Source organism: Wolbachia endosymbiont of Folsomia candida (assembly GCF_001931755.2).
Lineage (GTDB): Bacteria > Pseudomonadota > Alphaproteobacteria > Rickettsiales > Anaplasmataceae > Wolbachia.
The window spans coordinates 519,957-537,070 of record NZ_CP015510.2 but is presented as its reverse complement, the minus strand read 5'-3'; the positions used below and the strand labels follow the sequence as shown (position 1 = coordinate 537,070).

At 32.5% G+C, this 17,114-nt stretch carries 14 protein-coding genes; 9 read left to right on the top strand and 5 right to left on the bottom strand.

Annotation, left to right across the window (positions count from 1 at the left end; translation table 11 throughout):
- Positions 1 to 29 precede the first annotated feature (29 nt).
- Positions 30 to 293 carry an outer membrane protein assembly factor BamE gene (locus ASM33_RS02415; protein WP_237342951.1) on the bottom strand — a complete coding sequence of 88 codons (264 nt, stop codon included), beginning with the start codon at positions 291 to 293 and terminating at the stop codon, positions 30 to 32.
- A gap of 200 nt (positions 294 to 493) precedes the next feature.
- Between ASM33_RS02415 and ASM33_RS02410 the strand changes: the two genes are divergently transcribed.
- Both ASM33_RS02410 and ASM33_RS02405 read left to right on the top strand, forming a co-directional pair.
- On the top strand, positions 494 to 1,489 hold the full coding sequence (locus ASM33_RS02410) for a ribonucleotide-diphosphate reductase subunit beta (protein ID WP_110410517.1): 996 nt from the start codon (positions 494 to 496) through the stop codon (positions 1,487 to 1,489).
- A gap of 128 nt (positions 1,490 to 1,617) precedes the next feature.
- Positions 1,618 to 2,253, top strand: coding sequence for a TenA family protein (locus tag ASM33_RS02405; RefSeq protein ID WP_110410518.1), 636 nt, complete (start codon positions 1,618 to 1,620; stop codon positions 2,251 to 2,253).
- 110 nt (positions 2,254 to 2,363) lie between these two features.
- On the opposite strand, the gene typA is transcribed toward ASM33_RS02405, so the two are convergent.
- Entirely contained in the window at positions 2,364 to 4,193 is a 1,830-nt protein-coding gene (typA, locus tag ASM33_RS02400) for a translational GTPase TypA (protein WP_110410519.1), read from the bottom strand.
- A gap of 299 nt (positions 4,194 to 4,492) precedes the next feature.
- Here typA and ASM33_RS02395 point away from each other — a divergent pair, with 299 nt between their 5' ends.
- Positions 4,493 to 5,905, top strand: coding sequence for a hypothetical protein (locus ASM33_RS02395; protein ID WP_237342950.1), 1,413 nt, complete (start codon positions 4,493 to 4,495; stop codon positions 5,903 to 5,905).
- A gap of 67 nt (positions 5,906 to 5,972) precedes the next feature.
- Here the strand turns inward: ASM33_RS02395 and ASM33_RS02390 are convergent, their stop codons facing one another.
- Positions 5,973 to 7,463: a phosphomannomutase/phosphoglucomutase gene (locus tag ASM33_RS02390; RefSeq protein WP_237342949.1), complete on the bottom strand. Its 1,491-nt coding sequence runs from the start codon at positions 7,461 to 7,463 to the stop codon at positions 5,973 to 5,975.
- Between the two features lie 132 nt (positions 7,464 to 7,595).
- On the opposite strand from ASM33_RS02390, the gene ASM33_RS02385 reads away from it, so the two are divergent.
- The 6 genes from ASM33_RS02385 (at position 7,596) to ASM33_RS02360 (ending at position 13,370) form a co-directional block, all read left to right on the top strand.
- A complete protein-coding gene (locus ASM33_RS02385) occupies positions 7,596 to 8,669 on the top strand; it encodes an AI-2E family transporter (protein WP_110410520.1) in 1,074 nt (357 codons plus the stop codon).
- A 1-nt stretch (position 8,670) separates the two neighbouring features.
- Positions 8,671 to 9,300: a DnaA ATPase domain-containing protein gene (locus ASM33_RS02380; RefSeq protein WP_110409208.1), complete on the top strand. Its 630-nt coding sequence runs from the start codon at positions 8,671 to 8,673 to the stop codon at positions 9,298 to 9,300.
- 342 nt (positions 9,301 to 9,642) lie between these two features.
- Positions 9,643 to 10,638 (top strand): tyrosine recombinase, encoded by a 996-nt coding sequence (locus tag ASM33_RS02375; protein ID WP_110409209.1) that lies wholly within the window; start codon positions 9,643 to 9,645, stop codon positions 10,636 to 10,638.
- A gap of 47 nt (positions 10,639 to 10,685) precedes the next feature.
- Positions 10,686 to 11,387 carry a lysophospholipid acyltransferase family protein gene (locus tag ASM33_RS02370; protein ID WP_110410521.1) on the top strand — a complete coding sequence of 234 codons (702 nt, stop codon included), beginning with the start codon at positions 10,686 to 10,688 and terminating at the stop codon, positions 11,385 to 11,387.
- Positions 11,388 to 11,504: 117 nt separating this feature from the next.
- Positions 11,505 to 12,656 (top strand): ankyrin repeat domain-containing protein, encoded by a 1,152-nt coding sequence (locus tag ASM33_RS02365; protein ID WP_110409210.1) that lies wholly within the window; start codon positions 11,505 to 11,507, stop codon positions 12,654 to 12,656.
- Between the two features lie 168 nt (positions 12,657 to 12,824).
- Positions 12,825 to 13,370: a GNAT family N-acetyltransferase gene (locus ASM33_RS02360; RefSeq protein WP_110409211.1), complete on the top strand. Its 546-nt coding sequence runs from the start codon at positions 12,825 to 12,827 to the stop codon at positions 13,368 to 13,370.
- A 168-nt stretch (positions 13,371 to 13,538) separates the two neighbouring features.
- Here ASM33_RS02360 and ASM33_RS02355 read toward each other — a convergent pair whose 3' ends face one another.
- Together ASM33_RS02355 and rnhA are read right to left on the bottom strand one after the other, a co-directional pair.
- A complete protein-coding gene (locus tag ASM33_RS02355; RefSeq protein ID WP_110409212.1) occupies positions 13,539 to 16,493 on the bottom strand; it encodes a YhdP family protein in 2,955 nt (984 codons plus the stop codon).
- Positions 16,486 to 16,923, bottom strand: coding sequence for a ribonuclease HI (rnhA, locus tag ASM33_RS02350; protein ID WP_110409213.1), 438 nt, complete (start codon positions 16,921 to 16,923; stop codon positions 16,486 to 16,488). The genes ASM33_RS02355 and rnhA overlap by 8 nt, the downstream gene beginning before the upstream one ends.
- Between the last annotated feature and the right edge of the window lie 191 nt (positions 16,924 to 17,114).

The following is a 17,114-nucleotide window of genomic DNA, read 5'->3' as shown; positions in this document are numbered from 1 at the left end:
TTTTATTATTATATATTTCAACCAAGAAGTCAAGAATTAACAGATGCTAGAGATCTTTCCGAGACGTTAATTTCTTTTATATCTGCAACTTTGCTGTCATGGTCAAATGAAATTTGCAGAGATTTGCTGCTATATTTTCTCTTTCCTAGAAAGTTAGCTTGTTTGATTTTGTACGAAACATAATACCAAATACTATCATCAAATTTTGATACTAATGTTGGCGATCCTAAAGTATGAACTACCTTTTCTTTATCATCGCCTATTTTTATTTGGCTCCACAGTTGAACACTCATACCTGGAGCCCCGTGACTCTGAATAGTATGTGTGCAACTTATTGAAAATAAAAAAATTAAAACAAAGGATATTAATATTCGCATTCTTATTAACCAGATACTTAAAGTGATGATAAGGTATTTATAATTAATTTTCAACAAAGTTAAATTGACTGATTTATAATATTACTTAATATAAAATAAACATAGCAGGTACATAAATGTCATTACTAGAAGCAAATCCAATATATAAACCTTTTAATTACCCTTGGGCATACGATGCATGGTTGCAGCAACAGCGAATACATTGGATACCTGAAGAAGTTCCACTAGCTGACGACGTAAAGGATTGGAAAACTAAGCTTTCAAAGGCAGAAAAGAATTTATTAACTCAAATTTTTAGATTTTTCACTCAAGCAGACATTGAAGTGAATAACTGTTACATGAGACATTACTCAAATATATTCAAGCCAACAGAAATATGCATGATGCTTGCGAGCTTTTCTAATATGGAAACGATACATATTGCAGCTTACTCCTATCTTTTAGATACAATTGGAATGCCAGAAAGCGAGTATGAAGCGTTTTTAAAATATGACGCTATGAGAAAAAAATATGAATATATGCTAGAATTCGAAGAAAGTAAAAAACATGATAAAAAACACGTAGCAAAAACTCTCGCTATATTTGGTGCTTTTACTGAAGGATTACAATTATTTGCATCGTTTGCAATTTTGCTCAACTTTCAACGCTTTGGAAAAATGAAGGGTATGGGACAAATAATTGCTTGGTCAGCTCGCGATGAAACTCTGCATACAAATTCAATTATTATGTTATTTAATACATTTGTTAAAGAAAATAATGAAATTTGGGATGACGAATTTAAAGAGGAATTATACTCTGCATGCCGTACCATTGTTGGGCTTGAAGATGAATTCATAAAGCTTGCTTTTGATCTAGGGGATGTTGAAGGTTTGTCAGCAGAAGAAGTGCGTAATTATATACGCTATATAGCAAACAGACGATTAACGCAGTTAGGCCTTAAATCAATATATGATGTTAATGACAACCCTATTCCGTGGCTCGATGAAATATTAAATGGTGTAGAGCACACCAATTTTTTTGAAAATAGAGTTACTGAATATAGCCGTGCAGCAACTCAAGGAACATGGGAAGAAGCTTTTGCTGACCCAGCATTGAACAATACAGATAAATAAATAATTTATTTATGCTATATTGAACATATTAAGATTGAGTGCATAAAAGTTCTGGTTTTTTTTATGTAAGTGGTATATTTGTAAAGAGAGCTTTAGTTCTTTAAAAAAAAATTAAGCAAGGTATTTCAATGAAATTATCAGAAAAAGCTTGGGAAAAATCACAAGATATTTATCAAGCTATTACTCAGCATCCATTTAACCAAGAGTTAATACGTGGAACATTACCACAAAGAAAGTTTGGCCAGTATATAGAGCAAGACTCTATATACCTAAAAAGTTTGGCACGCGTACTTGCTAAGATTGCAGCATTGTCACAAAACACAAAATATATCAAACAATTTTCAAAATTTGCACTTGATACAATAATTATTGGCGAAGAAATTGTAAATGAATTTACCCAAAATGAGCTCAAATTGGAAATGACAGGTAATATTACAAATGCAACCTCAAATTACATAGAATATTTGCTTGATATATCAACTACTCAACCTATTGAAATCATTGTAGCCGCTGTTTTACCTGCTTTTTGGATTTATCATAAGGTGGGGTTATATATTGCAGAAAATGCTATAGATAACAATCCTTTTCACCTTTGGATTGAAACTTATTCTGGTAGAGAGTTTTCGCAGAATGTTGAATACGTTTTAGAAATTTTCGATAAGCTTGCTGAGCAAGCAACAGAGTCTACAAGATCACAAATGCTTGACACATTTTATAAAGCAACTTCCCTGGAAAAGGAATTTTTAGACGATATATATATATAACTTAATTTATAGCCCATCCTCATAATAATCCAAATTGTAGGATAGGATTTAAAGTAGTAGACTATCCATAATATGGGTCTAGTGTTAAATGCCGACTGCAGTTATGGAGTCTATTCTTTACTCTTTGCTCTTCCTGCACGTTTACGTTCATTTGGATCAAGAAATTTCTTGCGTAAACGTATAGATTTTGGAGTTACTTCCACCAACTCATCATCATCTATATATGCTATCATATCCTCCAAAGTCATTATTTTCGGTGGTGTGAGTTTTATAGCTTCATCACTGCCTGATGCTCTTACATTTGTTAATTGCTTACCTTTTAATACGTTTATTTCCAGGTCATTATCACGGCTATGCTGACCGACTATCATTCCTCCGTACACCTTATCTTGAGGTTTAATGAACATGATTCCTCTGTCTTGCAAATTGAAAATTGCATATGCTACAGCTTCGCCTTTATCAGTGGAAATGAGCACTCCATTGCGTCTTCCAGAAATCGGACCCTTATGTGGAGCGTAACTATGAAATAAACGGTTGATTATGCCTGTACCTCGAGAATCAGTTAAAAATTCCCCTTGATAACCAATTAATCCTCTTGATGGCACTAAAAAAGTTAACCTTGTTCTTCCATTACCAGAAGGTCTCATATCCGTCACTTCACCTTTACGGAAGCTAAGTTTCTCCATGATAATGCCACTGTATTCATCATCCACATCAATTACTACTTCCTCTATAGGCTCAAGTTTTTTACCGCCTTCTTCTTTAAATAACACTCGAGGGCGTGATACCGAAAGCTCAAACCCCTCCCTTCTCATATTTTCAATTAACACTCCAAGCTGCAATTCACCACGTCCACCGACTTCAAACGCATCACCACTTGAAGCCAAAGTCACAGTAATCGCAACATTCGTTTCCGCTTCCGCATATAAACGATCCTTTATAACAGTGGAGGTAAGCTTTGTACCTTCTTGACCAGCAAAAGGTGAATCATTCACACTCAAAGTAATTGCCATTGTTGGCGGATCAACCGGAGTTGAGCTTATAGCAGTTGTCATTTCTGGCACGCAAATGGTATCTGAAACCGAAGCTTTTTCAAGCCCTGCAATTGCAATTATGTCTCCTGCTACCGCCTCTTCTACTCCAATACGTTTCAAACCAGAAAAAGAGAGCAATTTAGTTAATCTTCCTCGTTCGATTATTTTACCATCAAGGTCAAGCACTTTAAGATCTGAGTTGACTTTTGCAATACCTTGATAAACTTTTCCTGTTAATATCCTGCCAAGAAATTTATCAGATTCAAGTAGAGTAACCAGCATAGCAAAAGGTGCATTTTGATCATAAACAGCCGGTTTTATATAATCTACAACTGTTGAAAATAATGGGCTTAAATCTTTTCTCTCATCTGCAAGCTCCTTAGCACACCAACCATTTCTACCTGAAGCATATAATACTGGAAAATCTAACTGTTCATTAGTTGCGTCTAAGTTAAAAAATAACTCATATATTTCATTTAATACTTCATCAATTCTACTATCTGGCCTATCAACTTTGTTGATTATCACAATTGGCTTTAAATTCGCCTTTAGCGCCTTTGAAAGCACAAATTTCGTTTGCGGCATTGGACCTTCTGCAGCGTCAACCAGCAATAACACACCATCTGCCATGCAAAGCACCCTTTCCACTTCTCCACCAAAATCTGCGTGTCCCGGCGTATCAATAATATTAATTTTTTCATCACCCCACATTATTGATGTGCATTTTGCAAGTATCGTAATTCCGCGTTCGCGCTCCTGATCTCCGCTGTCCATCACTCGTTCTTGAATTTCTTGATTCTCACGAAACGTACCACTTTGTTTTAGCATGTTATCAAGCAAAGTGGTTTTGCCATGGTCAACGTGCGCGATTATTGCGATGTTACGGATTGATTTAAATTCACTCATTTTTTATTATTTCAAAATTAATTTAGTAATAAGTATACATACAATATACTTGGAGTAAATAACTGATTAGTTAATGGTCAGTAATATCTAGCTAAAATCGATAAGGTTTGCCATTTTTTTTGCCTGTATATAGCAACTTTCTAAAACAAACGATAGGTGCATAACGTTCATTCAGACATACAGAAAAAGTGATGGTATACACTATTTAGTATTTCAATGTAATTCCATAATCAATTATTAACTAATTTTTAAACTAAATTGGTATATTATATAACAAGGAAAAACAACGAATTTTTACAATGCCAAAAGACATAAAGCAGCCAACAACACCAAAAGAACAACTAATAGAAAAATTTAAGGGCGCTGCTGAGAAACTCAGCAAAACTGCTACAACATCTAAGCGTCCAAAAATACCAAAAGAACAACTAATGAAAAAGTTTCAGGATGCTGCTAAGAAATTTGGTGAAGCTGCTACGACATCTAAGTATCGACCAGTACCAAAAGAAGAGCAACTATCTATCGATTTTGGTAATAAAAGGTTCTTTAAGATTATAGATAAGATTTTATACTGGATACAGGATACATTTAAGAATCTTTTTCCGCGCTTTGGTTTCTTTGCAGAGTTTAGTGAAGAAGGAAAAATTATTGGTACTGACATTAAGGTTAAACATTTTACTCCCAAGGAACAGGCTGAACATACTGCATATGTACGTGTAGATAAAGAAGATGGAAAATTAAAGTTATATGATTTTCATGGCAATCTATGTGATACAACTGGTAAGACTAGTAAAGGAAGAGCAGACACTGTAGCTTATGCGATGATGCTTGATGGAAGGTTGGTTATTCATGAGCACCTTGATGTTGGTAGAGATGAAGTTGAAGAAACAGGATATGCCTACCGTCACTCAACGCTTGGGGGTGGTAAAGCAATTTTATGTTCTGGTCTAATAGAGATAAAAGAAGGTCTGATAACACATATAGACAACAATAGCGGACATTATAAGCCAGCACCAGCAAATCTATACAATGCAGTAAAGAGATTAAAGGACGTCTTTTCAAAAGATGCAAACATTACTTCTTTATCATATTGGGGTAGGCTGAAAAAAGAATTTTCTTTTACACGTAAAATGCCAGCTAAAGAAGAATCGGTGGAGGACTTCTTAAACAGAATGGAAACACCAGGAAAAGATGGGTTTACTGAACCTCAAAGGCATTTCGCTAGGGTAAAAGAGCAAGATGAGCAGTACAGAAAGAAATTGTATCTTAAAAGTTATAAGTCACCCACAAGTGAACCTCCTAAAACACATATAGAATATGGCTTAAAGATTGATTCATATAATGAGTTTATGAAAAAGTTTGAAGAAAGCCCAGAAATTAGAAAAACAGCAGTAGAAGATTCAATAAGAAAAATCATTGGAGCTGAGCATAAGATTGATCATAAACCAGAAATTGATATAGAACATAATGAAGAAGAGATTTTGGGTATTAATGTAACTTTTATGTATCCAGACGATAGTGATCGTTTCACCAAACTCTTAGATTATAAAAAGTGTAAGTATACAAAGTGTAAGTATACATTACCTGGCAAGCAGGAGGGAAATAAATATAAAGTTACAATGGATAAAAAGCAAGCTGATAAGTTCATAAAAGGTACTTTACAGATTAAAATAGATAGTATTGAGCGGTTAACAGATACAAAAGGTAGAGCTTAAATATAGATAATATTAGCGATGATAAACTTCGGTCATCGCTTTAGAAAGTACTATAGCGTCTAATAGACTAATTTAAAGACGTAGCTTCATCAATATAATGGCACAAAACCTTTTTAGTGAGCTCAAATCCTTCTAGCGTGTCGCCTTCGCACCTTGCTGTAATGCAGTTTTGTGTATTTGATGCCCTTAGCAACCACCAATCTTTATGATTGTCAGAGATTACCTTAACCCCATCAATGTCTGAAAATACAATATTTTGCTTCTCCAATATTTTTTTTATTGATTCAATTATTTGAAATTTTTTCTCATCCTTCACTACAATCTTGACCTCGTGGGTGATATATAATTTTGGTAAATCGTCAATTATTTGAAATAAGCTCTGCTGGTCTTCAAGTAAAATGTTAACAGCCTTAATAGCAGAGTATAATCCGTCGTCAAAACCCAATTCAGAAAAGAAGAAATGCCCGCTTAATTCACCGGCAAATTTCGCATTTTCTTCTACCATCTTTTTCTTAACTAGTGAGTGTCCAGTAGCACACGTGATAACTTGCCCTCCTAATTTGCTAACAAAATCATGCACCTTCATGCTCATTTTTATGTTTGCAACCACTTTGCTTTCTGGATATTCCTTCAACGCTTCACGTGCGAAAATCATAAATAAGTGGTCATTGGACACAACATTACCATTATTATCAATAAGGCGTATCCTATCGCTATCACCATCCAGTGCAATCCCGAGATCACACCCAAGCTCTTTCACAATGTCAATTAATTGAGCAAGGTTTTTTTCTTCTATTGGATCTGGGTCATGTAGTGGAAACGCTCCATCAATAGAGTTATTAGTTACTATATGTGTATGGCCTGGCAAGATCTTTTCAATATACCTTATAATGCCACTTGCTGGACTATTGCCACAATCCCATGCTATTTTTAATTTCCGTTCAGTATTATTTTTCAATGCACTTTTTAATATGCTGATATATTGGCTATATATGTTTATATTAATTATGCTGCCAATTTTTATGCTGTCTTTAATTGAGCTATTTATAACCTCTTTTATTTCTTGATCTGAAAAAATCTTTTTACTACTAAAAAACTTAAAGCCATTATATTCACTTGGGTTATGGGAGGCAGTTATTATAATTCCAAGATCCGCCTGCATAATTTGCGTTGCAGCGTATAGCATAGGAGAGGAACAGAGCCCAACACGTATAACATTTGCTCCGGATAAAGTTAAGCCTCTAATTAGCTCTTTTTCTATACTAGGTGAAGTTATTCTGCTGTCATAACCAACACAAACATTAGACCTCTTTCGAAACTCTACTTCCAGGGGTAACTGCGTTGTCGCTCCGGTGCTCAAATCCTCATGTATGTCCAATACACTCCGGTTTTCTGCTCCGTATGCTTCTAGCATTTGTCCCCCAGAAGCGTGTTTCGAAAGAGGTCTATTAACTACGTTTTGACCAAACTTCCTACCTATCTCATATCCATCATCAATATGTAAATCTTTGCCTACTACACCTCTAATATCGTATTTTCTTATAATAGTATGATCCATGATATACTTCTTAAGGAACGTCTATTGTATAATATATAGTACAAACTCTCAATCTAATTTAAGCTTTACGTTAATTAAGATGTATAGAGAAAATGCTCTTTATATTTTCAGTAAATCAGATATGCTCAAATCATGCAAAAACGTAACGTAACTATTTGTTTTATACTGCTTTCCATAATTGGCGCGCTATTTTTGATGCGCCCTATGATTTTTCCATGCCTTGCATCCATTGTTGCTGCATATTTATTTAATCCATTAGTAGTAAAACTTGAAAAATATAAAATACCACGTTTATGTTCGGCAATTTTTATAATACTTACCTTACTAATAATTTTTATATTACTTATAACTTTTGCTTTACCTATTATATATTATAAAATCACCTCAATATTAAACTTTTTAGTAAGTAAAGCGCCTTCACTTAGATTTAAAATAATCCCATCTTTATTGAAATTCCTTAACATAAAAATAGATGATAATTTATTTGAGCATTTGTCTAAAAATCTAGCAGAAAATTATAGTGATTATGCATCATATTTCATAAATGCTTTTGATATTGTAAGTAACTTCACAATCCAAGTGTTAAGTTCGAGCTTTAGCTTGATCCAAATAGTGTCACTAATGGTGATTACTCCTGTAGTGTTCTTCTATATATTGCGTGATTGGCATTTAATTATAGAAAAAGCCAGGAGATTAATTCCTGTCCCACACAGAGAAAAAATTGCAGATTATTTTTCAAAAATAGATTTTATTGTATCTAATTACCTAAGGGGACAGCTAAATGTATGTATTGTGATGATGATCTTTTACTCAGTGGGCCTAAGTATAATAGGATTGGAGCATTCCGTTACTATTGGGATTTTATCAGGAATATTAACATTTATACCTTATGTAGGACCATTATTATATACAACAATTGGTGTTTTGAGCGCTGTCACTCAATTTAGTGAATGGTTTGAAAGCATTGCTGTTTTAATATTATTTTGTGCCGGGCAATTAATAGACTCAAATATATTGGTCCCTTTATTAATAGGAAAAAAAGTTCATATACATCCAGCTGTAATTATTTTGGGAATTACTATATGCGCTTCATATTTTGGATTTATAGGCGTGTTGCTTTTTATTCCAATAATTGCAATGTTTAATGTATCAGTAGAATGTGCAGTCAATAAATATTTGAAGAGTGAATTTTATAAAAACGGCTAATGTGCAATTAAATTTATTTAATAATAATCAAGTTGATTATTCTCAGCAAAATTTTATTATCTTGGATGAAAATAGGGACATATATCATTCGGTAGTTGATGATTTGTCTTGGAAGTGTATGATTCTTTTTGGGCCTAAAAGTTCAGGTAAAACTCACCTTGCACATATTTGGCAATCAGTAAATAATGCAATTTTTATCAATGTGAATAATTTTGTAAGCGAGATTAGGTATAGCGATGCTTTCATTTTAGAAGATATACAAAATATTAAAGATGAAACAATGTTATTACACTGTTATAATTATATGAAAGAAAATAATAAGAGGTTGCTCATGACTTCTTCAATCTTGCCAAAAAAGCTTAATTTTAAGCTAAGAGACTTAAGTTCTAGAATATTAGCAACTATTACATTAAAAATTTCACCTGCAAGTGAGGAATTATTAAGAATTATGCTGATAAAACGATTTTCGGATAAACAGTTAAAAATTGATTTAAAAGTGATTAATTACATTTTAGCAAGAATAGAGCGTTCTTTTTATAGTGTTAATAAGATTATAGAGAAAATAGACAGTGAATCTATGGGATCAAATATTACAATTCCGTTTATTAGTACTTTGTTAAAAAGAGCGTAACATGATTTCTATTTGTATACTAAAGATTTATTAACTAACATAGCTAAAATTTCTGTTTATTTATAGTAGAACTATAATAAATATTATGTTATAATCAATATAGACCGATATGGTTAAAAATAACTTTATAATACTCGCTTTGTAAGGTGTTTTTTTATAGATTTTGTGTTATAATTTTAACTATGGTAATGATAAGAACAAATTTAAAAAAAAGATTAAAAAGAAGGTTTTTAGTGCTTATTCTGTTGTTAAATGCTTTACTTGTCTCATATTTTTTAATAAGGAATACGGATCACACTTCCAATCACATTAAAATTAAAGAAATAAATATAGGAGCTGATAATGAAAAATGAACAGTCGAAAAATAAGAAAGAAAATTTTTATATCACATATTACATAGATGCTTTGGCTTCAGAGAGGTCTGCTACACAAAATACTTTAGAAAGTTATTGTTCAGACTTACACCAGCTTGAAGAATTTTTATCAAAAAGTGGTACTACTTTGGTTGCCGCAAATAAAACAAATATTAAAGATTACGTGAAATTTCTATGTACAGAAAAAAATTATAAAAGCAGCTCTATATCAAGGAAAATATCTGCAATGAAAAATTTTTATAAGTGCTTATTTCAGGATGGAGTAATAGATTTTAACCCAGCACCAGCTAATGACGATGAATTAAAAAATCCGAAATTTTCTCGCCCTTTGCCAAAGTATTTAAGCGTGAAAGAGATATTTTTGCTAATGGATACAGTTAGAAAATTAGCAAATGAATCAAATAAAGAAATAGGTAATAAAAGGCTATGTGCTATTTTAGACATCCTTTACTCTTCTGGTATGCGTATTTCTGAGCTTATTAATATGAAGATACATGAAGTGTCACATATAATAAAGAGTAGTGACAAAGAGTGCTACATAATAATAAAAGGAAAGAGTGGTAAGGAAAGGCAAATCCTTTTTAATGAACAAGCGCTAAAAAGTCTCAAGAATTATTTATCAGTACGTGAAAATCTTGTTGCTAATGGCAAGGAATCAGATTGGCTATTTCCAGGTGATAAATTTAATAAACCAATTACAAGACAAAGAATTGGTCAATTACTTAAGGAATTAGCAAAAAAATGCAATATCGATACGAAGAATATCTCTCCACATGTGATAAGGCACTCTTTTGCTACTCATCTTCTGGACAGCGGAGCAAATATTGTGTTGATACAGAAGGTTCTTGGGCACACTAACCTTTCTACAACGCAAATATACACTCACGTTGCTAATGAAAAGTTAAAGGAAAAATTATCTGATTCGCATCCTATCACTCAGATGATCAATAATGAAACTTGTTGAATTTAGCTTGTAATAAAGTTAAATTTCAATGAGTTTATGTGAGATTTGTGATTTCAGGCCTTTTATTTAATTTCTTTCTTATATTATGGGAGGTATTCTATACTTTTATTACTCTCCCTGTGCTCTTCTTTCCTGCACGTGTAATAACTATTTTCCTTTCCTTCTCAGTAAGAGTCGTATTGCTCATGCTTCGTTTATTATGTGGAGTTAAATATGAAGTTAGAGGAATGGAAAATATTCCAAAGCAGCCTTTTATCATTGCATCTAAACACCAATCCCCTTTTGAAACATTTATTTTTATACTGCTATTTAAAGGAGCGGTTTTTGTTTTAAAGCGTGAGTTGAAATGGATTCCATTTATTGGTTTACATCTCATGGCACTAAAAATGATTTTCATCAATCGCTCAGATGGCATTAGCTCTATACGTCACATAATCAAATTGGCAAAAATGCGTATAAAAGAAAATAGAAGCATAATAATATTCCCAGAAGGTACAAGAACAACTGCAAAACAAAATACAAAATATCAATCAGGTATTGCTGCTTTATATAGCGTATTATCTGTTCCTGTGCTACCCGTAGCTTTGAATACTGGTTTATTCTGGCCAAAAAATATACTCTCCTTGAGCAAGAATTCCGGAAAGGCAATAATAGAAATCCTTCCTCCAATATATCCAGGACTAAATAAAGATGATTTTTTGCAAACTTTAGAAAAAACCATTGAAGAAAAAAGTCGTCAGATCTCATAGATAAAATCAAACAGAAATATTTAATATTAAGATTAGCATAATCTTAGTTGTACTTGTAAACTTAGGAATTAATAAATATACTTATTAGTATGTTTGCTAATTTATGGGGGGTGAATTATGCCAAGAGATTTGATAAAACTTGTTGCAAGCATTATTTGCAATCCAGAACTTGCAGAAAGTGAAAAAGTTACACAGCTAGAATCTATTTTAGAAAGAGATTCTAATATTGTTCATGCTAAAATTAGCAAGGCTATATGGAACTCAGTAATAACGCCTGAGTATCAATATTATGATAATTCAACTTTACTTCACTTTGCTACTCGATGGAATTACACAGAAATTATACGATTATTGATCAAGAAAGGTGCTGATGTTGACACTATAGACAAACATGGAAACACACCACTTCATAACGCTGCCTTAAACGATAAGAAAGAAGTGGCTGAGTTACTTGTAATACATGGGGCATCAATATTGAAAAAAAACCTTTATGGTCATACACCACTTCGTAAAGCTGCATTATATTCTCATGAAGCAATGGTAAAGCTACTGTTAGAAAAAGCATATGGTATTGATGCTCTAGCTATTTATGAATTTGTAACTATTATGCACCACCCAAAACTTACAGAGGACAAAAAAATAAAACAACTCAGACTTATTTTAGATAAAAATCCTAATATTATTGACGCTAGAGTTAGTTGTGATATATCGGAATCAGTAACTTCTGATCATGGTAAATATGAGGATCATACAACTTTGCTTCATATTGCTGCTATATGTGGTTATACGAAAGTTGCCGAATTATTGATCGATCAAGGTGCTGATGTTAATGATATAGATAAAAAAGGAAATACACCACTTCACAACGCTACCTTAAATGGTAAGACAGAAGTTGCTGAGCTTCTTTTAGAACGTGGAGCAAATATTGAAAGTGGAACAATTTGCGGCTATACACCACTTCATATAGCTGCTTCGCATAATAGTAGTTCAGCAATGGTAAAGCTATTATTAGACAAAGGTGCTGATGTTAATGCTTGCACAGATAAAGGCAAAACAGTTTTGGAGCTTGCTAGATCAAGTATTATTAGAATTTACTGCCCTCACAATACTGATTATCAAGCAATGGTTAATATACTAGAAAAAGCAGCTCAGCCACGAAGCAATGTTAACGAAACAGTAATAAAAAGGTTGCAACAACTATCACTTCAGCCACGAAGTCATATTAGCAAAACAGTAATAGAAAGGCTTCAAGAAATATTACGTAGGTAAAAACTCTCATCAAATGTGTGATTGAAAAATCACACATTTTGAGGAAGCGTTTCATCTTTGGATCCACTTCTAACGCAACTGCTTTGTTGTAAAACATCAGTTTTTTATATTAAAACGAAACAATATGCATATACTGTTGATGCGCTGTATTCTGTATTGGGTTTAATTATGAATGAAGTCATCACTTTTAAAAAACTAGCTAAAGAACATTTCCCACTTTTATTAAAATGGTTAGAAGCACTTCATGTGAAAAAGTGGTGGAGCAAAAACATAAAATGGACACCAGAGTTAATTGAGAAAAAATATGGTAATTACATTAAAGGATTTAAACGTTTGGAACTTGCAACAGAAGTAATTGAAAAACCAATATATGCTTTTATTATCACTATTAATGGAGTTGATGCTGGTTATATTCAATGTTATGACCAGGAGGATTTTCCACCTGAAAAAGGCTATGATACTTCGTGGATTCCAAAAGGCAGCACTGCTGTTATAGATTGGTATATTGGAGAGCCGAATTATTTAGGTCAAGGAATTAGTTCAGAAGTTTTGAATTTGTTTTTAGGTGCATTTGTCTTTAAAGTTTTTGACGATGCATTTGTTGATCCTGACACAAGAAATATTCTTGCAGTTCACGTTTACGAGAAAATTGGCTTTAGAAAACTCAGGGACGTTTGTGGCGTAACTTTTATGGTCAAGAATCGCGGATGGTAAAAATATAAGATTTTATGCATAGAATCCCACATATAAAAAAAGACTCAGAAAAAATGTAATATACATAAGGTAGAAATTAGGTATGTGTGTACGCCACATGCGCTAAGTTTACGAAGTACTATATAACAATTTTCGCTACACAAAAAGGCCATGTTTCTTCAAGCCTGCCTACCCAGGTATATAACTTGCTATAGTTTTATTAGTTTTTGTCATAATGCGATCAAATACTCCAAGCACTCTTTTTAATAGGCTTGGTGTTAGCGAAGAGATAAAATCAACAAATACGCTGCTGTTTTTATCATCACCACTTGCTTTATAGTCTATTGAGACAATCCCTCTGCTTTTTCCACCTGTAAGAAGTTTTCCAATTATTGGTATCCTGAGCAGAGACTTATTAATTGAATATGCTGGTATTACCTGCCCTTCAACCTGAAATTTATAACCTTTAATATCAAGCGTACCACGGGTGCTAATGCCTAACTCTGCCCCTTCAAGCCAAGATTCTTCAATTTTAATAGTGCCATCTTTATATGAAAAAGGTGCATTACATTTATAAAAGTATACACCTTCGTTTTTTATAGCATTTACAATACCAGGAAGTGAAGACATCGATAATAAAGTAGTAAGTAGTGGAGCATCTTTGATATAAAAATTACTAATAGATAACATGCCATAATGCTCTTTACCTTTTCTTTGAGGGGATAGATAAAAAGACAGTTTACCGTTTTTAAACGATTTACTAATGCCAAAGGAACGCAAGAGCATCCCTGAATTATCAGAATATATCTCTAGCCCTATTCCACTATATTCCGCTAGTATATTGCTTTTATCTTCCAAGAACTGCCCAGTAAATTGACTTCCATTACAATCACCTTTAATACATGTAATATTTAGCTTAGCATCTTTGATAATAATCCCTTCTTTCATAATTACATTGTCAACCTTCACATCGACTTCTATGTCACCGCTTGATCGACCATTACTTTTTGTAAGTAAATCCAAAATATCGCTCAAGTTAATTTTCTCGCCGTGAATGGTTATGGTATTTTTTTCTTTATCAGACTTAACCTCTATACTAAAATCATTATCCGGTAGTTGAAAATTACTAGAGTTTAAATATAGATTTCCATTTTCTGCTTTTCCACTCAATTTTATATCTAAATCACTTCCCGTAACATCTAGCTGATCCAGTGATAATTTATCCTTACCTTTCAACTTTACAGCAAATGCAACTTTATTGTGATCTTCAAAATGATTTTTCCATCCTAAATAACTTGAGTGTGATTCTAGCTCCGATAAATCTATATTACCATTAATATGCCCAGTTCTGTCTTGATTTATAACTGATTCTATATTTGCGTTCACATAACCACTAATGCCTTCATCAAGGTTAAATATTTTCGAAGGTAAATCTCCTATCAAATTCCAGGCAAAACGCTCATTTTTATTGCTGCTTTTTAGGTCAAATAGCAGTTGTGTATTATTCACCATCCCGCTACCATTTAAATCTATAAAATCACTACCAAAATTAAGCTTAATATCATATTCACCAAGACTTGCATTATAAATAGTTAAATCATCAATTTCAGAGTGGAAATCGGCTGAAAAATCTACTTTTTTGTCGTCAGCATTTAGATTGAAAATTCGAAAATTGAATACAGATTTTGCCATTCCACTCACTTTATCTCTTTCGGTCGTGATAACGTCATCTAGCTTAAATTTTATAGGCTCGTATAAAGCATAAGCATCACTTACAGCTTTGCCATTAATGGTTAAGACTGAATTCTCCTTATTGAGAGAGTTCATTTCAATATCGCTATTATTAATAGTAAAATTCTGAAATTTAGCACTATTCACAGCAATTTTAAGATTGTTATTCTTGAGAATCAATTCACCATTTAATTCCTTAACTTGTTCAAAATCTTCGTCAAATTTTACGCTGCCATTTTCTATATCAGCAACAATTATGACATCTGATAAATCATCATCAATTAAATTATTAATTTTACCATTGAAACTTATAATTGTGTTTAAAATATTTCCATCAATATTGTCACAATACCAACTCTTAAATTCATCATTTACTACGCCACCCGGTACATAAACACATAAGTCTTTTGCAGCAATTTTGCTAATATTCACTCTCATTAAGGCATGATTAGTATTAAAGTTCATTTTACCAATCAAAGAGAGATACGTGTCTTTTAGCTTGAAATGGAAGTTTTTTACGCTAATAATTTTGTTACTATATATTAAATTTATATTTACGCTATTTGGAATCAAGTCCTTACTTTCTGTATTTAATACATATATATTCCCATCTATGATCTCATTCTTTTCATTAATTTTCAGTGAAAAATTTCCTTTAAATCCTATATTTTCATCCAAATTGTAACTTTTTACTAATGTAGATAATTCGCTAAATAGTCCCAATTTTAGGTCATAAAATGTCCCATATATATTTAGTAAATTATTGCGATTTTTTATAGTAATGGATAAATCATCCAGCAATCTTTTTTTATCTTTTGTTTGAATATTGATGTCTAAAACATTAGAATCTTCTCTCTTGCCTATATATAATTTATCGACAAAAAATTCACCTTCCGTACCTTTATTGATTGCAATGTTAGTAAATTCAATTTTTGACCCTGCATTTAAGCCAAAAAAGAACTCTCTAATATAAGCAGATGTCATTTGAGTAGCTTGACTACTTGTGATCCATACTTCTTCTTTTTGCTGGTCACGTCCAGGAATTATAGTAGTTGGTCGCGTATATACATGAATGTTGTCAGCTAAAACTTGAGAGAAATTTGTGTTAGCTTTAAATAAGGAACTTAACTTAAAATGTACAAAAAGCTTAGGAATTTTTATAGTAAAATCAGGATTTATTATCACCAAATCTGTAACGATTAAATATGGATCTTTCGCATCTTTCTGCCAAATAACAGAAGTGTTCTCTGCATTAACATCTGAGCCCTCAAATATTTTCGATATTTTATTCTTTACATAAAAATCAATATAGCTAATATTTATTTCTAAAGCATCTTCACCTTTAAAAAAAATAAAAAGGCAGAATATGAAAGGTAAAAGTATAGAAAATAATATAATGATTTTTTTAAGCATCGATTATTGCTTTTCTCGCTAAACTATCAGCCTCCTCATTATATTGATCACCATTATGTGCTCTAACCCACTTCCAATTAATTTTGTGTTGTGAAGCAACGTGATCTAACTCTTTCCACAATTCCATATTTTTTACCGGTTTTTTATTACTCGTTTTCCAACCATTTACCTTCCACTTATTTATCCACTCTGTTATGCCATTCTTAATATATAGGCTATCTGTATATAGACTAATGTTACAAGAAGTTTTTAACGATTTCAGTCCATTGATCACAGCTGTTAACTCCATTTTATTATTTGTAGTGTTTTCTTCTCTACCATATACATCTTTTCTGTTATCCTGAAATAATAAAATAGCTGCCCATCCTCCTGCTCCAGGATTACCAGAACACGCTCCATCTGTATATATTGTAACTTCTTTCTTATTCATCTTCGTCTATATGAATTAATAAAGTATATAGTTGCTTTATAGCTAAAGTAAATAAGGTTTATCGAATAAAACCTAAGCAATTTTAAGCATTTGTCACTAAACTTCTGCTAACTCGCTTTTGACAGGTAAGTGCTAGAAGCACACGGAGCAGAAAACCGGAGGGTATTGCATAGCTGCACAAACGTTGTGTT